16 protein-coding genes are annotated in these 17920 nt (G+C 68.5%); 7 read left to right on the top strand and 9 right to left on the bottom strand.

The annotated features are described in order from the left end of the window. Positions 1–3 precede the first annotated feature (3 nt). The 3 genes from ACXN5S_RS06875 to ACXN5S_RS06865 are packed head-to-tail and all read left to right on the top strand — an operon-like array spanning position 4 to position 2649. The gene (locus tag ACXN5S_RS06875) at positions 4–954 is read left to right on the top strand and encodes an iron chelate uptake ABC transporter family permease subunit (RefSeq protein ID WP_458604661.1); all 951 of its coding nucleotides are present in this window, start codon (positions 4–6) and stop codon (positions 952–954) included. Next, positions 947–1891: an iron chelate uptake ABC transporter family permease subunit gene (locus ACXN5S_RS06870; protein WP_458604660.1), complete on the top strand. Its 945-nt coding sequence runs from the start codon at positions 947–949 to the stop codon at positions 1889–1891. The genes ACXN5S_RS06875 and ACXN5S_RS06870 overlap by 8 nt, the downstream gene beginning before the upstream one ends. Then, positions 1888–2649: an ATP-binding cassette domain-containing protein gene (locus ACXN5S_RS06865; protein ID WP_458604659.1), complete on the top strand. Its 762-nt coding sequence runs from the start codon at positions 1888–1890 to the stop codon at positions 2647–2649. The genes ACXN5S_RS06870 and ACXN5S_RS06865 overlap by 4 nt, the downstream gene beginning before the upstream one ends. 23 nt (positions 2650–2672) lie before the next feature. Here ACXN5S_RS06865 and ccoS read toward each other — a convergent pair whose 3' ends face one another. The 8 genes from ccoS to ccoN all read right to left on the bottom strand — a co-directional run bounded on the left by ccoS (position 2673) and on the right by ccoN (position 10734). Continuing rightward, a complete protein-coding gene (gene ccoS, locus ACXN5S_RS06860; protein ID WP_458604658.1) occupies positions 2673–2858 on the bottom strand; it encodes a cbb3-type cytochrome oxidase assembly protein CcoS in 186 nt (61 codons plus the stop codon). Further along, entirely contained in the window at positions 2855–4993 is a 2139-nt protein-coding gene (locus ACXN5S_RS06855; protein ID WP_458604657.1) for a heavy metal translocating P-type ATPase, read from the bottom strand. Before ACXN5S_RS06855 ends, ccoS begins: the two co-directional genes overlap by 4 nt. Then, positions 4990–5433 (bottom strand): FixH family protein, encoded by a 444-nt coding sequence (locus ACXN5S_RS06850; RefSeq protein WP_458604656.1) that lies wholly within the window; start codon positions 5431–5433, stop codon positions 4990–4992. The genes ACXN5S_RS06855 and ACXN5S_RS06850 overlap by 4 nt, the downstream gene beginning before the upstream one ends. Beyond that, positions 5430–6962: a 4Fe-4S dicluster domain-containing protein gene (locus ACXN5S_RS06845; protein WP_458604655.1), complete on the bottom strand. Its 1533-nt coding sequence runs from the start codon at positions 6960–6962 to the stop codon at positions 5430–5432. Before ACXN5S_RS06845 ends, ACXN5S_RS06850 begins: the two co-directional genes overlap by 4 nt. A 162-nt stretch (positions 6963–7124) precedes the next feature. Then, a complete protein-coding gene (gene ccoP, locus ACXN5S_RS06840) occupies positions 7125–8087 on the bottom strand; it encodes a cytochrome-c oxidase, cbb3-type subunit III (RefSeq protein WP_458604654.1) in 963 nt (320 codons plus the stop codon). A gap of 1 nt (position 8088) precedes the next feature. Next, positions 8089–8286 carry a cbb3-type cytochrome c oxidase subunit 3 gene (locus ACXN5S_RS06835; RefSeq protein WP_458604653.1) on the bottom strand — a complete coding sequence of 66 codons (198 nt, stop codon included), beginning with the start codon at positions 8284–8286 and terminating at the stop codon, positions 8089–8091. An 11-nt stretch (positions 8287–8297) separates the two neighbouring features. Next, positions 8298–9128, bottom strand: coding sequence for a cytochrome-c oxidase, cbb3-type subunit II (gene ccoO / locus ACXN5S_RS06830; RefSeq protein ID WP_458604652.1), 831 nt, complete (start codon positions 9126–9128; stop codon positions 8298–8300). A gap of 4 nt (positions 9129–9132) precedes the next feature. Continuing rightward, positions 9133–10734, bottom strand: a complete 1602-nt coding sequence (ccoN, locus tag ACXN5S_RS06825; RefSeq protein WP_458604795.1) for a cytochrome-c oxidase, cbb3-type subunit I — start codon at positions 10732–10734, stop codon at positions 9133–9135. Between the two features lie 181 nt (positions 10735–10915). On the opposite strand from ccoN, the gene ACXN5S_RS06820 reads away from it, so the two are divergent. Further along, positions 10916–11719 carry a universal stress protein gene (locus ACXN5S_RS06820; protein ID WP_458604651.1) on the top strand — a complete coding sequence of 268 codons (804 nt, stop codon included), beginning with the start codon at positions 10916–10918 and terminating at the stop codon, positions 11717–11719. A 10-nt stretch (positions 11720–11729) separates the two neighbouring features. On the opposite strand, the gene fnrL is transcribed toward ACXN5S_RS06820, so the two are convergent. After that, complete coding sequence (gene fnrL / locus ACXN5S_RS06815) at positions 11730–12470, bottom strand: transcriptional regulator FnrL (RefSeq protein ID WP_458604650.1); 741 nt, start codon at positions 12468–12470, stop codon at positions 11730–11732. A gap of 68 nt (positions 12471–12538) precedes the next feature. Between fnrL and hemN the strand changes: the two genes are divergently transcribed. From hemN to ACXN5S_RS06800, 3 genes are all read left to right on the top strand, one after another. Further along, on the top strand, positions 12539–13879 hold the full coding sequence (hemN, locus tag ACXN5S_RS06810; RefSeq protein WP_458604649.1) for an oxygen-independent coproporphyrinogen III oxidase: 1341 nt from the start codon (positions 12539–12541) through the stop codon (positions 13877–13879). 303 nt (positions 13880–14182) lie between these two features. Continuing rightward, the gene (locus tag ACXN5S_RS06805; RefSeq protein ID WP_458604648.1) at positions 14183–16030 is read left to right on the top strand and encodes an ABC transporter ATP-binding protein; all 1848 of its coding nucleotides are present in this window, start codon (positions 14183–14185) and stop codon (positions 16028–16030) included. Then, positions 16027–17919 carry an ABC transporter ATP-binding protein gene (locus tag ACXN5S_RS06800; protein WP_458604647.1) on the top strand — a complete coding sequence of 631 codons (1893 nt, stop codon included), beginning with the start codon at positions 16027–16029 and terminating at the stop codon, positions 17917–17919. The genes ACXN5S_RS06805 and ACXN5S_RS06800 overlap by 4 nt, the downstream gene beginning before the upstream one ends. Position 17920: the final 1 nt, after the last annotated feature.

The following is a 17920-nucleotide window of genomic DNA, read 5'->3' as shown; positions in this document are numbered from 1 at the left end:
GCCTTGCGCGGCATCCTCGCGGCCGCCCTGGTGCTCGCCCTGCTGATCGGGGCGAGCATCTGCATTGGGGCGGCCGATCTCTTTGGCGGTGATCTCGACACCACGCTGCTGCTCGTCGTCAGCCGTATCCCGCGTACCGTGGCGGCGCTGCTGGCTGGGGCCGGGCTGGCGCTGGCCGGGGTGGTGGTGCAGCTGTCGGTGCAGAACCGGCTGGTGGAGCCGGGGCTGGTTGGCACGCCCGAAGCGGCAATGCTGGGGCTGATGGCGGTGACGCTGATCGCCCCGGGCGCGGCGCTTCTGGTCAAGATGGGCGTCGCCGCCGGGGCAGGGCTGATCGGCATGCTCGGCTTTCTGATGCTCTCGCGCCATGTGCCGCGGCAGGATGCCGTGCTTCTGCCCCTGGTGGGGCTGATCTATGGCGGCATCATCGGCTCCGCCGCGCTTTGGCTCGCGTGGACGACGGACCTCACCCAATATCTGTGGAGCTGGATGAACGGTGAGTTCTCCGGTGTCCTCCGTGGCCGCTACGAGCTGCTGTGGCTCGTCGCCGGGATCGCGGGGCTGCTCTACCTTGCAGCCGACCGGATCACGCTGCTCGGCCTCGGCGAGGATGCCGCCCGCAGCCTGGGGCTCGACTACCGGCAGACGCTGCTCTTCGGGCTGGTGCTGGTGGCGCTGATCGTCGCCGTTGTGGTGACGACCGTGGGCACCATCCCTTTCGTCGGGCTGGTGGTGCCGAACATCGTCTCTCGCCTGCGCGGCGACAACCTGCGGCGCAACCTGCCGCTGGTGGCCTGGGCCGGGGCGGCGGCGGTGCTGGCGAGCGATATCATCGGCCGGCTGGTGCGCTGGCCCTATGAGATCCCGGCCGGCACGATCTTCGCCGTCGCGGGGGCGGGCATCTTCCTGTGGCTGCTCAATGCTCCGCGGGCGCGGAGGGCGTCGCATGCGTGAGTATCGACTGCCCCTGATGGCGCTGGCCCTGCTCGGGCTGACGGCGCTGTTCCTGCTCTGGGGCCTGCGCGCGCCTTATGGCTTCATCCTGTCGCTGCGGCTGACCAAGCTGGCGGCGCTGGTGCTGGTGGGCGGGGCCGTGGGCATGGCGACCGTGCTGTTCCAGACCGTTGCCGCCAACCGGCTGCTGACGCCAGGCATCGTCGGGTTCGACGCGCTCTTCGTGTTCGTGCAGACGGCGCTGGTGCTGACCATCGGCGGCGCCGGCTTCTCGACGCTGCCGGACATGCCGAAATTCCTGATCGAGACGGCGCTGCTGGTGCTCGCGGCGCTGGCCCTTTTCGGCACGCTTCTTCGGCGCGGCACCGACGACATCCTGCGCATGATCCTGACCGGGGTCATCCTTGGCGTGTTCCTGCGCGGGCTCTCCAGCTTCGCCCAGCGTCTGCTGGAACCATCCGAGTTCGCCACCGTCCAGCAGGCGGCCTTCGCCAGCTTCGGCTCGGTCGACAGGGCCCAGCTCGCCATCGCCGCGGTGCTGTTTGCCGCCGCCGCCATCGGGGCGCTGCGCCTGGCGCCCTATCTCGATGTGGCGGCGCTGGGGCGGGTGACGGCCCGCTCGCTCGGGCTCGACCATGAGCGCGTGGTGATGCTGGCGCTGCTGCTCGTGGCGCTGCTGGTCGCGGTGTCGACGGCGCTGGTCGGGCCGATCACCTTTCTGGGGCTGCTCGCCGCCAGTCTGGCCCATTCCGTGACCGGCAGCTCGCGGCATATCCTGCTGCTGCCAGCGGCGGCGCTGATCGGGGCGGCGATCCTCGTGGCCGGGCAATTCGTCTTCGAACGGCTGCTCGGCCTGCAATCGAGCCTGGCGGTCATCGTCGAGATGGCCGGCGGCCTCGTGTTTCTCGCTCTGGTGCTGAGGAGGCGCTACAGATGATCCGGCTTGACGATCTCACCATCAGCCGCGGCGAGCATAAGGCGCTGGATGGCATTTCGCTCGGCTTTGGCCATGGCGGCATCACGGCCGTCATCGGGCCGAACGGGGCGGGCAAGTCGACGCTGCTGCATGCCATCGCGGGGCTTTTGCCGGTCACCTCTGGCAGCGTGACGGTCGACGGGCTCGACATGCTCAAGTCCCGCCCACGAGACCGGGCCCGAGCGCTCGCGCTGCTGACGCAGAGCGAGCAGGTGACGGCGCGGCTGACGGTGGAAGAGCTGGTCTCCTTCGGCCGCTGGCCGCATCACCAGGACCGCCCGCGCGAAGAGGATCGCGCCATGGTGGCCGAGGCCATCGCGGCCTTCGATCTCGGCACGCTGGCGGGGCGCTCGCTGAGCACCCTGTCGGGCGGCCAGCGCCAGCGCGCTTTCGTCGCCATGGCCTATGCGCAGGATACGCCCTGGATGCTGCTCGACGAGCCGCTCTCGGCGCTCGACCCCCGGCATGCGCGCGACATCATGGACCGCCTGCATGAGCTCTCGCGCCCCGGCAAGCGCAGCCGCAGCGTGCTGATCGTTCTGCACGACCTCGGTATCGCGGCCCGCTACGCCGACCGCATCGTGGCGCTGAAGGATGGCCGGCTCGTCACCTCCGGGCCACGGCTTCTGGCTTTCACGGGCCGGATGCTGAGCGACGTGTTCGAGACGCCGCTGGCGGTGGACAGCGTGAAGGGCCAGCCGGTGGTTCTGCCGGGCTGACCCTTCTTCCGCTTGGCACGTCTCTAGTGCTTGCCGCTGCCCGTCCGGCGGTCTGTCTTCGGTGCATCGTCCCAGCGGTCATCTAGGATGCGCTCGCGGTCGCCCATGGGGTCATCGTACTGGCCGGAGCGCAGCGTCCAGACGAAGGTCGCAAGACCCGCGAGGCCGAGGAGCACGGAGATCGGGATAAGAACGGTGAGAACGTTCATCGCGATTTCCTCATGGCATTGAGCGTCACCGCCAGCGACGAGGCCGACATGGCCAGCGCAGCCAGCAGTGGCGTCGCGAAGCCGGCGAGGGCGACCGGGATCGAGATCGCGTTATAGGCCGCCGCGATGGCGATGTTCTGCCGCATCCGCGCCGTCGCCGCCTTGGCCGTGGAGAGGGCGGTGGGGATGGCGGTGAGGTCGTTCGACAGGAGCACCACATCCGCCGCCGAGCGGGCCGCATCGAGCGCGCTGCCCGGAGCGATGGCGGCATGGGCGACGGCGAGCGAGCCAGTGTCGTTGAGCCCGTCGCCCACCATCAGCACGCGGTGGCCGGCGGCGGCCTCCGCCTCGACCCAGGCGACCTTGGCTTCGGGCGTCATCGCGCCCTTTGCCTCGGCGATGCCCAGCCGTTCGGCCATGCGGGCCACGGCGCCGGGGCGGTCGCCCGAGAGTAGCGTCGCGGGCAGGCCGGCGCGCGAGAGAGCGGCCAGCGTTTCGGCGGCGTCGGGGCGGAGCGCCTCGCCCATGTCGAAGGGCAGGGGGGCGCCGGCGCCGCTGTCGAGCCAGACGGCGGCCTCGCCGGTCGCCCCGATCCAATCGCCGCGCCCAAGCCGCACGCGGCGGCCTTCGTAGAGCCCTTCGACCCCGTCGCCGGGGCGTTCGGTCAGCTCTGTGATCTCGGCGGGCGCGATGCCCCGCTCCTCCGCCGCTACGCGGATGGCGCGGGAGACGGGATGCGAGGAGGCGGCGGCGAGGCCGGCGGCGAGGGCGAGGTCTTTGGCGGCCGGGTTACCCTCCATCACCAGCGTGCCGGTGGTGAGCGTGCCGGTCTTGTCGAAGGCGACCTCGTCGATCTCGGCCAGGCGCTCCAGCGCGGTAGGCGACTTCACCAGCAGGCCGCGGCGGAAGAGCCGCGCGGTAGCAACGGTGGAGACGGCGGGGATGGCGAGGCCGAGCGCGCAGGGGCAGGTGATGACGAGCACCGAGATGGCCACCTCCAGCGCGCGGCCGAAGTCACCGGTCGCGGCCCACCATCCAAGGAAGGCGGCGGCGCTGAGCAGGTGGACGGCGGGTGCATAGATGCGGGCGGCGCGGTCGGCGAGGCCGGAATGGCGCGAGCGCTGGTTCTCTGCCGTCGCCACCATGTCGGCCATGCGCGACAGGGCCGTGTCGCGTCCCGCGCGGTCGACGCGCACGGTGAGCAGGCCGGTGAGGCAGGTCTCGCCGGCCACGACGTCATCGCCCGGACCGGCGGCGGCGGGCTGGGTTTCACCTGTGAGCGCCGAGCGGTCGAGATCGGTGCGCCCGGAGATGATCGTGCCATCCGCGGGCAGCCGGTCGCCGGGGCGCACGCGGATGAGGTCGCCGGGGTTGAGCGAGGCGGCATCGACGATGCGCTCGGCCTCGCCCTCCAGCAGCAGGGCCTGCGGGGCCTCCAGCGCGGCCAGTTCGGCGGCGGCGGAGCGGGCGGCGCGGCGGCCGGCTTCGTCGAGATAGCGCCCGACGAGCAGGAAGAAGGTCAGCGCCAGCGCGGCGTCGAACCAGCCGTGCCGCTCGACCCCGCCGAGAGCGTTGGCGAGCGAGACGCCGGTCGCGAGCAGGATGGCGAGCGAGATCGGCACATCCATGCCCAGCCGGCCGCCGCGCAGGGAGTTCAGCGCCGAGGCAAAGAAGGGCCGCCCTGCATAGGCCACGGCGGGCACGGCGATGGCGCTGGAGACGAGATGAAACAGGTGCGCCGTGCTGCCCGCCGCGCCCGACCAGACGGCGACGGAGAGGAGCATGACGTTCATCATGGCAAAGCCCGCTACGCCGATGCGGGTGAGCAGATCGCGCGAGGCATCGCTCTGCTTGGCGAGGCGCGACGTATCGAGCCGCTGGGCGCGGTGGCCGGCGGCGGCGAGCGTGTCGATCAGCGTGGCATCCGTCAGGGCGGGTGCCGCGACGAAGACGCGCTTGAGGCTGAGGTTGACGCGCGCCGAGGTGACGCCGGGCAGGTCACCGAGGGCGTCCTCGACGCCCGCGATGCAGGCCGCGCAATGGATGTCGGGCAGGTGCAGCACATGGTCCGACGCCGGATCGGCCCGCGCGGGCCGGTCCGGTATCGTGGCGCAGGCGGGGCAGGCGGCTGTCACGAGCGCACCCTCAGGACCATCTGATAGACGAAGGGGGTGCCGTCGGGTGCGTTGGCCGCCACGTCTAGGCGCCAGAGGCCGGGCGCCAGGTCGAGCGGCACAGTCCAGTTCGCATCGAGCGGGGCGGGCACGTCGTCGCGCTCTTCCGTCGGGCGGCCGACGTGAAGCGTCAGATCCTGCGCGGGGGCGCGCAGGCCCGTGGCATCGGTGATGTCTAACGCCAGTATGCCGTTCTCGTAGGAGGCGCCGACCTCCCAGCCCAGAGCCTCCTGCGCGGCGCGCTTGTCGTCGAAGAGCTGGCTGGCGACGTAGCTGTTGGCCACTTCCAGCCCCGGGAAGGTGCGCACCGCGTTGACGGCGAGCGAGACGTTCACCGCGATGATGATGCCGAAGCCGCCCACGAACATGAGCGCGACATGCCGGCCGTTGAGGGTGGTCATTGGTTGTCTCTCCCGTTGAAGGTGGTGGCCCGCGAGGCACGCTCGCCGCTGGCAAGCTCCTCGACCCAGAGGCGCAGGTCGGTGCGCTCGTCGCTGGCAGCCTCGCTGCCGGGCGCGGCGGTGAGATAGACGCGGGTCAGCGCCTGGGTGTCGGCGGGCACGGTGACAGTGCGGCCCTCGGCGCCCTCGACAGTCAGGTCCACCGCCGCCTCGGGCGAAACCGACAGGCGGAAGCGCCGTGCCTCGCCATGCTTGTTGCGCAGGCGCACGTCGTAGGTGTTGCGCACGCTGCCATCCGACAGGGTGACGAAAGTCGGGTTGCGGACAGGCGCGACGGTCATGTCGATCTCGGGCCGCACGAAGAGCGCGAAGACCAGCGCGGCGCCGACGAGCGACCAGATCGCGACATAGGCAATGTTGCGCAGGCGAAGGGCATGCCGCCAGGCGGGGATGGGCTCGCCGCCGGCCGCCTCACGCGGGGCATCGGAGAGGGCGACGTAGTCGATCAGCCCGCGCGGGCGGTCGATCTTGTCCATCACCTGGTCGCAGGCGTCGATGCAGAGCGCGCAGGTGATGCAGGCGAGCTGCTGGCCGTCGCGGATGTCGATGCCCATGGGGCAGACGTTGACGCAGGCGTTGCAGTCGATGCAGTCGCCGGGGCCCTGCAGCGTGGCGAAAGCGGCGTCGCGCGTTTTGGTATCGGGCACGCCGGGCATGGGGATGACGGGCGCACGGCCGCCGATCTGGGGCCCGGTGACGCGCAGGTCGGCTGCATGCTCGCGGCGCTTCAGGCCCTTGCCGCGCGGCTCGCCCCGCCAGTCGCGATAGGCGACGGTGAGCGTGCCCTCATCCATCATGGCGCCCTGAATGCGCGGCCAGGGGCACATGTAGATGCAGATCTGCTCGCGCATGAAGCCGCCGAAGGTGAAGGTCGTCGCCGTGAGGATTGCGATGGTCGTCCATGCGACGGGCGGCGCGGTGAAGGTGGCGAGTTCGCGCAGCAGGGTGGGCGCATCGGCGAAATAGAAGACCCAGGCACCGCCGGTGGCCAGCGCGATGAGCAGCCAGATGGCCCAGGTGGTGCCTTTCAGGCGGGCCTTGCGGGCGCTCCACGGCGCCTGATGCAGGCGCATGCGGGCGTTGCGGTCGCCCTGCACCCAGCGCTCGACGAGGAGGAAGAGGTCTGTCCACACCGTCTGCGGGCAGGCATAGCCGCACCAGACGCGGCCCAAGGCCGCCGTGAAGACAAACAGGCCGATGCCGGCCATGACGAGCAGGCCGGCGACGAAGTAGAACTCGTGCGGCCAGATCTCGATCCAGAAGAAGTAGAAGCGCCGGTTGGCCAGGTCGATCAGCACGGCCTGGTCGGGCAGGCTTGGGCCACGATCCCAGCGCAGCCAGGGAGTGAGATAATAGACCGCCAGCGTGAAGCCCATGATCCACCATTTCAGACGGCGGTACCAACCGGAGACGCGCCGGGGAAAGATCGGCATGCGGGCGGCGTAAAGAGAATTTGAGTCGTGTGTCATCTGGATCTTCCTGTTCGCGCGCCGGGTGTGACACGCGCGGCGGGCGCCCGGCCTTGACGTGGATCAAGCGGCAGGCCCTCGCCGATCACGAAAACGGGCGGCGGCCTCCCCAGCCGCCGCCCTAGGCTGCACCAGTCATGGTGCGAACAGGCCTGCTGCAGCCTATTCTGCCGGCGCCTCGTCGGACGCTTGCGCATCCGCCTCGTCAGGCGCGGGGTCTTCCGCGGGCGCCGGGGTATCTTCCGGCACCGGCTCTTCGCCGACCTGGGCCTCACCGCCGCCGAGACCGTGCACATAGGCGGCCACGGCGCGCACTTCGGGTTCGCTGAGGCGCAGGCCCCAGGCGGGCATGACACCGAACGGACCTTCGGAGATGATCTGCGTCAGCCGCTCGGTGCTGTCGCTATAGAGCCAGATCGCATCCGTCAGGTTCGGCGCACCAATCGAGCGGTCGCCCTTGGCATCGTCGCCATGGCACGAGGCGCAATTGTCGTAGAAGAGCTCGCCCCCCGGGCCGGCCAGCGGGTCTGCCCCCGAGGGCAGCGACTGGACATGGGCCACGAGCGTGTCGATCTCGTCGCGCGACAGCATGTCGCCGAAGGCGGGCATCTGCGACCAGCGCGCGTCGGGGTCGTCTTCGTTGCGCACACCGTGGCGCACCGTGTAGGCGATCTCTTCCAGTGTGCCGCCCCAGAGCCAGTCGTCATCGAGGAGGTTGGGGTAGCCCACCGCCCCCGCCGCGCCCGAGCCGTGGCATTGCGAGCAATTGGTGCGGAAGACGGCAGCCCCGGCACGCGTGGCGAAGGCGTTGAGCTCTTCATTGGCGGGCAGCGCGGCGAGGTCGACCTCGGTCAGCGCGGCGCGCATCTCGGCCTGAGAGGCCTCCACGGCGGAGAGCTCGGCCGCCACTTCGCCGCGGGTCGACCAGCCGAGGACACCCCCGGTGGCGCGATTGACCAGCGGCCAGGCCGGGTAAAGCACCACGTAGACCAGCGCGAAGACGATGGTGCCGTAGAACGTCCACAGCCACCAGCGGGGCAGGGGGTTGTTGAGCTCTTCGATACCGTCCCACTGGTGGCCGGTCGTCTCGCGCCCCGTGACGGGGTCTTTGCGTTTCTGGGTCATGTCAGATCCCCGATTTGGTCGGCTTGGCGGCCGGGCGGTCGCCTTCCGGCTCGCGGAAGATGGCGTCCGCTGCGTCGGCGTGGATGGCGCGGCTGCCGGGGCGGAAGGCCCAGAGGCAGCAGCCCACGAAGAAGGCCGTCATCGCGAGGAGAACCCAGCTGTCGGCGATTTCGCGGAGGAGGGTGTAAGTCTCGTGCATGGCATGTCCTCCTAGCGGCTCGAGTCAGCGATGAAGGTGGAGAAGTCGACGAGCGTGCCGACCATCTGCAGATAGGCGATCAGCGCATCCATCTCGGTGAGCTCCTCGCGCCCGTCGAAGTTGCGCACCTGCGCGCCGGGATAGCGCTCGAGCAGCCCGTCGTAGTCGCCGAACGGGTCGACCTGGACGCGGATGTCAGCGCTTGCCACCTCGATCATCTCGTCGGTGTAGGGCACGCCAACGAAGGCATGCGTGCGCAGCAGGTCCTCGATATGCTCGTAATCGAGCTCGGTGCGGGCGAGGTAGTCGTACTTCGGCATCACGCTTTCCGGCACCACCGACTGCGGGTCGGTGAAGTGGTCGACATGCCATTCATCCGAATAGCGGCCGCCCACCCGGGCCAGATCCGGCCCGGTGCGCTTGGAGCCCCATTGGTGCGGGTGGTCGTACATCGACTCCGCGGCGAGGCTGTAGTGACCGTAGCGCTCGACCTCGTCGCGCATCGGGCGGATCATCTGGCTGTGGCAGACGTAGCAGCCCTCGCGGACGTAGATGTCTCGCCCGGCCAGCTCCAGCGGGGAGTAGGGGCGCACGCCCTCTACTTCCTCGATGGTGTTCTCCAGCCAGAAGAGCGGCGCGATCTCGACGATGCCACCGATGGTGACGACGAGGAAGGAGAAGACCAGCAGCAGCGTCGCATTGCGCTCGATGATGCCGTGCTTGGCGATCAGCCCCGTTTCGGGCGGCAGCTCGTTGGGCACCTCTCCATCCTTCACGTCTTTCAGGGTCTTGGTGGTCGGGTCTTCACCCGGCGGGGGAACCTTATCGTTATGCTCGGTCATGGCGTTACTCCGCGGGAATGGCTTCGTTCGAGACGCCCTGGTAGGCCGGAGCTTTGCGGATGGTCATCCACATGTTCCAGACCATGACGAGGGCGCCGGTGAGGTAGAGGGTCCCGCCGAGGCCGCGCACCACGTAGTACGGGAACTTGGCGGCAACGGTGTCGGCGAAGGAGTTCACGAGGAAGCCTTGCGCGTCGACTTCACGCCACATCAGGCCTTCCATGATCCCCGAGACCCACATCGAGGCGGCGTAGAGAACGATGCCGAGCGTCGCGAGCCAGAAGTGCAGGTTGATCGCACCCATCGAGTACATCTTCGCGCGTCCCCAGAGCTTGGGCGTCAGGAAGTAGAGGCAGCCGAAGGTGATTAGGCCGTTCCAGCCGAGCGCACCGGAGTGCACGTGGCCGATCGTCCAGTCGGTATAGTGGCTGAGCGAGTTGACCGCCCGGATCGACATGACGGGGCCTTCGAAGGTGCTCATGCCGTAGAAGGCGAGCGAGGCGACGAACATGCGGATGATCGGGTCGGTGCGGATCTTGTCCCAGGCGCCTTCCAGCGTCATCAGGCCGTTGATCATGCCGCCCCAGCTTGGCATCCACAGCATGATCGAGAACACCATGCCCAGCGTCGAGGCCCAGTCGGGCAGCGCCGTGTAGTGCAGGTGGTGCGGACCGGCCCAGATGTAGAGGAAGATCAGCGCCCAGAAGTGGATGATCGACAGTTTGTAGCTGTAGATCGGGCGGTTCGCCTGCTTCGGCACGAAGTAGTACATCATGCCGAGGAAGCCGGCCGTCAGGAAGAAGCCCACGGCGTTGTGCCCGTACCACCATTGCGTCATCGCATCCTGCACGCCGGCGAAGACCTGCACCGACTTCGAGCCGAAGATCGAGACCGGGATCGAGATGTTGTTGACGACGTGCAGCAGCGCGACCGTCACGATGAAGGCGAGGTAGAACCAGTTGGCGACGTAGATGTGCCGCTCACGCCGGTTGATGATCGTGCCGAGGAAGACGGCGAGATAGACCAGCCAGACGATGGTCAGCCAGATATCGACGTACCATTCGGGCTCGGCATATTCCTTAGATTGCGTGGCGCCGAGCAGGTAGCCCGTGGCGGCCAGCACGATGAAGAGCTGGTAGCCCCAGAACACGAACCATGCCGCGTTGCCGCCCCAGAGCCGCGTCGCCGAGGTGCGCTGCACCACGTAGAACGAGGTGGCGAGCAGGGCGTTGCCGCCGAAGGCGAAGATCACTGCGCTGGTGTGCAGCGGGCGCAGGCGCCCGAAATTGGCGTAGCCTTCGGACCAGTCGAAGTTCAGCTCGGGGAAGGCCAGCTGGAAGGCGATGAACACGCCGACGAGAAAGCCCGCGATGCCCCAGAACGCGGTGGCGATGACGCCGGCGCGGACTGGGCCGTCCATATAGGCATGTGGGTCTGGCGGTGTGCGCGGCTCGCCCGTGCCGCGCAGGAAGTAGATGAACAGGCCGCCCGCGACGAGCATCACGATGACGGCGTGAACGGTATAGGCAAGGTCATGCCCAAAATTCGCAGCCATCGCGGCAAGCAGTGTCACGATGGCCAGCAGGACGAGCTTCAAGATATCCATATGGTCCCCCGGCAGGAATTGCCCGGCAGTTCGCCGGTTGTCGGGGTGCTCCTCGCAGGAGCGGCAGGGCGCTGCCTTGACATGGATCAAGATCGAGTGAGAGGGCGCCGATTGATCCTGATCAACGCGGCCGGCGGGGCAAAAGGCGTAGAAGAGGGCAGGGGCGAAGGAGGCCCCTGTCATGCAGAACGGAACGCTCGCCACGCTCGCCCTCGATATCGACGGGCCCGAACCCCTCGATACCGCCATCGCCAATGCGCGCCGCTTTGGCATGCATCTGGAAGTGCTCTGCGCCCAGACGGCGCAATTCGATATCTCGCCCTATCTCACGCCCGACGCCGTCACGGTGACGCGCCTGCTGGAAGAAGGGCTCGAAGCCCTGAAGGAGGTGCGGCAGAAAGCCGAAGCTCGCCTCTCCCGCGAAGAGATCGCCTGGTCGGTCAGCGTGCCGCAGCGCGAGGGCTCTGCCGTTGCCATCGAGATGGCGCAGCGCCTGCGCTTTGCCGATCTCGTCTGCCTGCCGCGTGCTGTCGTGGCAGAGCCGGCGCGGGCACGGCTGTTCGAAGCGATGCTCTACAATTCGCACGCGCCGCTGCTGCTGACGGATCGCGACCTTGGCGACGTCGGCACGGTGGTGATCGGCTGGGATGGCAGCGATGTCGCACTGTCGGCCGTTCGCGCGGCCCTGCCCATTCTGGCGCAGGCGAAGAGCGTCGAGATCGTCATGGTCGACCCGCCCTATGAGGGCTTCGGGCAGGCGCTCGCCGTCATGCTGTCGCGCCGGGGCATCGAGCCGGAACTGACGGCGCTGCCGAAGGGCAGCCGGCGCGTCGCAGATACGCTGGCCACGCGGGCGCGCGAGGTTGGGGCCGACCTGCTCGTCGCCGGGGCCTATGGCCATGCGAGGCTGCGCGAGGCGCTGATTGGTGGTGTGACGCGCGACCTGCTGGCGCCCTCCGACCTGCCGCTCCTGCTGGCGCGGTAGGGTGGGGCGGTCAGACGATCAGGCCGCCGTCGTCATCCTCTCCGGCTTCGAGGGCGAGGCTCTCGAAGTCGGGGATCAGGATGTCGCGCTTGCCGGGCGTCTCGATCAGGCCGTCCTTGCGCAGGGCGGTGATCTGCCGGCTCGTCGTCTCGATCGTCAGGCCAAGGTGGTCGGCGATGGCCTCTCGCGAGAGGGGCAGGTGCAGCATGACGCCTTGCTCGGGCCGCTTGATGCCCGAGGCGCTGGCATGGCGCCGCGCAAGGCTGACGAAGAAGGCGGCGACCTTCTCGCGCGCCGTCATGCGGCCCAGCACCACAGCCCAGTCGCGGGCGGCGTCGAGCTCATCAAGCGTCATCGTCAGCAGGCGCGAGGCGATATGCGGCGTCTCGCGCACCATCCGCTCGAAGGTGCCGCGCTCGAACCGGCAAAGCGTGACCTCGCTCAGCGCCTCGACATCATAGGCCGAGGTCTGCCGCCCCGGACGCCCGATGAAATCGGACGGAAGGAGCAGGCCAACCGTCTGGCGGCGCCCATCTTCCAGCGTGCGTGACATCGTCGCATAGCCGGTCACGAGCGACGAAAAATGCGTCAGCGGCACGCCGGCTTCGGCCAGGCGGGTGCCGGCCGGGAAGGTCCGGTAGCTTTTCGCGCGCTCGAGAATCGCGAGTTCTGCGGCGTCGCAGTCTGCACAGACAGCGTTAAAGCGGATCGGGCAGGCCTCGCAGCCGACGATGGGAGTAAGCTTGGTCATATCAACGGTATATTCTCCGCTTTGACGTCGATCAATGTGCGGGCCGTTGCGAAAGCTACAACGCTGCCATGACACATGACCGCCTGCGCTCCGCGCTTTTGACCGCCCGGGTCCCGCGTTACACCAGCTACCCGCCGGCCAACCATTTCACGCCTGAGATCGGGGCGCAGAGCCAGGAAGAATGGCTGCGCAACGTCAACCCGGCCGAGCCCATCTCGCTTTACGTGCATGTGCCGTTCTGCCGGAGGCTCTGCTGGTTCTGCGCCTGCCGGACGCAAGGTACGCGGACGGATGCGCCGCTCGACCGTTATCTCGACCATCTGGAGGAGGAGATCGCCCTCGTCCGCAGCCATCTGCCGCAGGGCGTGCCGATCTCGGCGCTGCATCTGGGCGGGGGCACGCCCACGCTGCTCTCGCCGGACAGGCTGGCCCGCCTCGGCGCCATGCTGAAGGCGGCGTTCCCGATCACCGAGGCCACCGAGGTTTCCGCCGAGATCGACCCCACCGAATGCGACGAGCCCCGCCTCGACGCACTGGTCGAGCTGGGGCTGCGGCGAGCGTCTGTCGGCGTGCAGGATTTCGACCCGCTGGTGCAGGCGACCATCGGGCGCGAGCAATCCGCCGAGGTGACGGAGGCGGCCATCAACGGCCTGCGCGCCCGCGGTGTCGACAGCATCAACGTCGATCTTCTCTACGGCCTGCCGTATCAGACGCCGCATCGCCTGCTAGCTACCCTCGCGCGGGTGCTGGAGCTGGGGCCGGATCGCATCGCTCTTTACGGCTATGCGCATGTGCCATGGACGGCCCGTCGCCAGCAGCTCATCCCCGAAGCCGCGCTGCCCACGCCCGAAGAGCGGCTCGACCTGTCGGCGCTGGCCCGGGCGACGCTGGTGCGGGCGGGCTACGAGCCGGTCGGCATCGACCATTTCGCCAAGCCCGGCGACAGCATGGCCGTTGCGGCCCGAGAGGGCACGCTGCACCGCAACTTCCAGGGCTACACGACCGACCGCGCTACCACGCTCGTCGGCCTCGGCCCCTCGGCCATCTCGCGCTTTGCCGAGGGCTATGTGCACAACGCCGGAGCCACCGGCATCTGGCAGGCCGCCGTGGCTGACGGGCGCCTGACAGGGGCGCGCGGCTTTCGGCTGAGCCCGGCGGATGCGCAGGCCGGGCGCATTATCGAGGCGCTGATGTGCTTCGGGACCGTCGATCTGGCCGAGCACGCCGCCGAGCCGGAGCTGGAGGGGCTTCTCGCCACCGCCGGCGCCGCCCTGGCCGACATGGCCGGTGCCGGCACGCTTGAGGGTACCCGCCTCACGCTCGCCGACTTCGCCTATGCGCGCCTCATTGCCCAGAGGTTCGACACCGTCAGCGTCCCCGCCGAAGCCCGCTTCAGCCAGGCCTGCTAGGTGGCAGCCGCCGCGCCGGGACCTCCCTCCCGGCGCGGTGTCGTAGCCCTGATCGCGCCCTGAGAAGGGACTTTCCGGCGCCGCCGGGCACGACCTTTCCTCATCCTCCCTTGATCCTTCCGGCAGGGTCTCGCCTCCCTCGCGGGGGCTGCCGCCTTGCGCTCCGCCGCTGGTTGATGCCATTGGAGCCTGCCGAGACAAGGAAGAGCCGCCCGACAGGGTGCTGCCCCTCCGCTTCCGGCTGCGCTGCGCCCTTCGCTCCGGGCCCCCGCCACCCCGCGATGCCACCTGAAGGATGCCGCCATGACCGACCAGACTCACGCCGACAGCTCAGACGAGCGCGTGTTTCGCCGGACGGCCAGCGTCGACCGTCAGGCGGGCCTCGGCGCCATCGCCCGCATCACCCGCATGTGCTTCCGCTACCCCGGCCGCGCCTCCATCGCGCTGGGCGCGACGCTGCCGGCGGTGGCGATGCAGCTGTCGATCCCCTTCATCCTCGGACGCGCCGTCGACCAGACCGTCGCGATGGAGGGGGAAAGCCCCGATGTGCGCGCGCTGGTGCTGATCGCGCTAGCACTGCTCGCGGCGAGCGTGCTGCGCGGGCTTTTCACCCTTGTGCAGAACTACGCCGGCGAGTCGGTGGGCCATGCGCTGGCGCAGGATTTGCGCGGCGACATCTACGCCAAGGTGCAGCGGCTGCCCTTCTCCTTTCACGACCGAACCCATTCGGGCGACCTCATCACCGTGGGGATGCTCGATCTGGAAGGGGTGCGGATGTATTTCTCCACGGCGCTGGTCCGCACCCTCCTTCTGACGCTGCTGATCGGTATCGGGGCGTGGATGCTGCTGAGCGCCGATGTCATCCTCGGCCTGCTGGCCCTGTCCTTCGTGCCCTTCGCGGCGTGGCGCGGCTCTGTCATGCAGCTCAAGCTGCGCAAGACCTGGCTGATCCTGCAGGAAAAGCTCGGCGTGCTCAGCCAGAAGATGGAAGAGAACCTCGCCGGCATCCGCGTTGTGCGCGCCTTCGCCGCGCAGGATTTCGAGATGGCAAAGTTCGACGCCTCCTCGAAGGACGCGCTCGAATACAGCCACGAGCGCATCGACGTGCGGGTGCGGAACACCTCGGCCATGACGCTGGCCTTCTTCGCTGCCATGGGGCTGGTGCTGCTCTATGGCGGGCGGCAGGTCGCGGCGGGGCAGATCACGGTCGGCACGCTCGCCACCTTCCTGACCTTCATGACCATCCTGCAGATGCCGGTTCGCCAGCTTGGCCTGATGGTCAACGCCTATGCCCGCGCCTCCACCTGCGGCACGCGCCTCTTCCGCCTGCTCGACATGCCCGAGGAGATCACCGAGGCCGCGGATGCGCCCGACCTCAAGGTGACGGACGGCACGCTGACGCTGGAGAACGTGGGCTTCGCCTATCACGGCACCGGCCGTCGGGCTGTAAGCGGCATCTCCTTCGAGGCCAAACGCGGCGAGACCATCGGCATCCTCGGTGCGCCGGGCGCGGGCAAGACGACGCTGATGCACCTGCTGCCCCGCTTCTACGACGCGACCGAAGGCGCCATCACCATCGACGGGCAGGACATCCGCGATGTCTCGCTCGGCTCGGTGCGCGAGGCGGTGGCCATCGTCCAGCAGGACAGCTTCCTCTTCACCACCTCGATCGAGAACAACATCGCCTATGCGAGCCCGTTCAGCGACGAGCGGCGCATTCGCGGCGTGGCCGACAGTGCGCAGCTGCATGACTACGTGCTGGGCCTGCCGCAGCAATACGGCACCGTGGTGGGCGAGCGGGGCGTGTCGCTGTCGGGTGGGCAGCGCCAGCGCCTGTCCATCGCGCGCACGCTGATGACGGAGCCCGCCGTGCTGATCTTCGACGACAGCACCGCCGCCATCGACGCCGGCACCGAAAGCCGCATCCGGCAGGCGCTGCGCGACTATGCGAAGGACCGGGTGACGCTGATCGTGGCGCACCGGCTCGCCAGCCTGAAACATGCCGACCGCATCCTCTTCATGGAAGACGGCCAGATCGTCGAGCGCGGCACCCATGACGAGCTTCTGGCGCTCGGCGGGCGCTACAAGGCCCTGCACGATCTGCAGATGCATCCCGAGGCCGACATGCTGACCGAGGAGGCAGACCAATGAGCCCCACCCGCACCGGCGAACCCCGCGACCCGCATGACGATGGCCGCCCCCGGATGCGCGCCGTCGTCGGCTCGACCCGCGTTGAGGAAGACATTTTCGGACGCGTCTTCGACGGCAAGGTCGTCTCGCGCATCTGGGCCTTCGTGGAGCCCTACAAGCCCAAGGTCTGGCTGGCCGTGGCCGCGGTACTCGTCTTCACCCTGTCGCAGCTCACCATCCCGCTGCTGATCCGCTACGCGATCGACCATGGCATGGCGCCGGGCGCGCCCGGCGGGCTGCTGGCCGGCATCGTCGGGCTCTTCGCGGTCGCGATCCTGGTGAACTATGTCGCCTCGCTCCTGCAGGAGCGGGTGACGGGGCAGGTGGCGGAGAACGTGCTCTTCGACATACGCCGCAAAATGTTCAGCCACTTGCAGCATGTCTCGCTCTCCTTCATGGACAAGACGGAGGTCGGCCGCCTCATGTCGCGCCTGCAGGGCGACGTGAACTCGATGCAGGAATTCCTCGAAACCTCCGTGCAGTCGGTGGGCGATATCGCCCTGCTGATCGGCATCGTGGGCGTGATGCTCTGGCTCGACTGGCAGCTTGCGCTTCTGGTGCTGATGGTGCTTCCGATCCTGCTGGTCGTGCGGGTGCTCTGGCTCGCCAAGGCCCGCGCCGCCTTCATCGCGGCGCACGAGGCCAACTCGGTGGCAAACGGCGCGCTGGCCGAGGCCATTCACGGCGTGCGCGCCGTGCAGGCGATGAACCGCGCCCGGCTGAATGCCGAGCTTTACGGCGACCTGACCGAGCGCACCTACAAAGCGCAGATCAAGGCCTCGCGGCTGGCGCAGATCATGATCCCCATCGTCGACACGCTGACCGGCATCGCCATGGCGGTGGTCGTCGTCGTGGGGGGGCTGATGGTGGTGAATGGCCGCATCGACGTGGGCGTGATGGTGGCCTTCCTCTTCTACATCCAGCGCTTCTTCGACCCGATCCGCTCGCTGACCATGCAATATTCGGTCATGCAGCGCGCCATGGCCTCGGGCCACCGGCTGACCGAGGTGCTCGACGTCGAGGTCGATGTGCAGGACGCGCCCGATGCCGTGGCGCTGAGCGATGACGATGACGGCGCGGTCGAGTTCCGCAATGTCACCTTCGGCTACGACCCGGCGCATCCCGTGCTGAAGGATGTGAGCTTCAAGGTCGCCTCGGGCGAGCGGGTGGCGCTTGTCGGGCCGACCGGCTCGGGCAAGTCGAGCTCGATCTCGCTCATCCACCGCTTCTACGACGTGCAGGAGGGGCAGGTGCTAGTGGGCGGGCATGACGTGCGCGCCCTCACGCAGGAAAGCCTCGGGCGCCACATCGCCATGGTGCTGCAGGAGCCCTTCCTCTTCACCGGCACGGTGATGGACAACATCCGCTATTCCTCGCACTGGGCGAGCGACGCCGATGTCATCGAGGCAGCAAAGGCCGTGGGCGCCCATGACTTCATCATGGCGATGCCGGACGGCTTCGACACCATGCTCGACGAACGCGGCAGCAACCTCAGCCTCGGGCAGCGCCAGCTCCTCAGCTTCGCGCGGGCGCTAGCGGCCGATGCCCGCATCCTCGTGCTTGACGAGGCCACGGCGAATATCGACAGCCACACCGAGATGCAGCTGCAAAAGGCGCTGGAGAAGCTGCTGGAAGGGCGCACCGGCCTCGTCATCGCGCACCGTCTGGCGACGATCCGCAATGCCGACCGCATCGTGGTGCTGCAGCAGGGCGTGAAGATCGAAGAGGGCGACCACGAGGCGCTGATGGCGCGCAAGGGGCTGTACTCGCAGCTCTACAGCTTGAACTACGCCAGCTTCGACGATATCCCCGCCGAGCTGACCGAGGCCGACAGGGCGGCGGCGACCTGAG

The organism is Pseudoroseicyclus sp. H15 (genome assembly GCF_054353345.1).
The sequence above is the reverse complement of the archived record's forward strand: the minus strand, read 5'-3'. Positions and strand labels throughout refer to the sequence as shown.

What these genes read in the sequence shown, in the direction of transcription:
- ACXN5S_RS06870 (WP_458604660.1), top strand. Translation starts at nt 947, where the DNA reads ATGCGTGAGTATCGACTGCCCCTGATGGCGCTGGCCCTGCTCGGGCTG.
- ACXN5S_RS06865 (WP_458604659.1), top strand. Translation starts at nt 1,888, where the DNA reads ATGATCCGGCTTGACGATCTCACCATCAGCCGCGGCGAGCATAAGGCG.
- ccoS (WP_458604658.1), bottom strand. Translation starts at nt 2,858, where the DNA reads ATGAACGTTCTCACCGTTCTTATCCCGATCTCCGTGCTCCTCGGCCTC.
- ACXN5S_RS06850 (WP_458604656.1), bottom strand. Translation starts at nt 5,433, where the DNA reads ATGACCACCCTCAACGGCCGGCATGTCGCGCTCATGTTCGTGGGCGGC.
- ACXN5S_RS06845 (WP_458604655.1), bottom strand. Translation starts at nt 6,962, where the DNA reads ATGACACACGACTCAAATTCTCTTTACGCCGCCCGCATGCCGATCTTT.
- ccoP (WP_458604654.1), bottom strand. Translation starts at nt 8,087, where the DNA reads ATGACCCAGAAACGCAAAGACCCCGTCACGGGGCGCGAGACGACCGGC.
- ACXN5S_RS06835 (WP_458604653.1), bottom strand. Translation starts at nt 8,286, where the DNA reads ATGCACGAGACTTACACCCTCCTCCGCGAAATCGCCGACAGCTGGGTT.
- ccoO (WP_458604652.1), bottom strand. Translation starts at nt 9,128, where the DNA reads ATGACCGAGCATAACGATAAGGTTCCCCCGCCGGGTGAAGACCCGACC.
- ccoN (WP_458604795.1), bottom strand. Translation starts at nt 10,734, where the DNA reads ATGGATATCTTGAAGCTCGTCCTGCTGGCCATCGTGACACTGCTTGCC.
- ACXN5S_RS06820 (WP_458604651.1), top strand. Translation starts at nt 10,916, where the DNA reads ATGCAGAACGGAACGCTCGCCACGCTCGCCCTCGATATCGACGGGCCC.
- fnrL (WP_458604650.1), bottom strand. Translation starts at nt 12,470, where the DNA reads ATGACCAAGCTTACTCCCATCGTCGGCTGCGAGGCCTGCCCGATCCGC.
- hemN (WP_458604649.1), top strand. Translation starts at nt 12,539, where the DNA reads ATGACACATGACCGCCTGCGCTCCGCGCTTTTGACCGCCCGGGTCCCG.
- ACXN5S_RS06805 (WP_458604648.1), top strand. Translation starts at nt 14,183, where the DNA reads ATGACCGACCAGACTCACGCCGACAGCTCAGACGAGCGCGTGTTTCGC.
- ACXN5S_RS06800 (WP_458604647.1), top strand. Translation starts at nt 16,027, where the DNA reads ATGAGCCCCACCCGCACCGGCGAACCCCGCGACCCGCATGACGATGGC.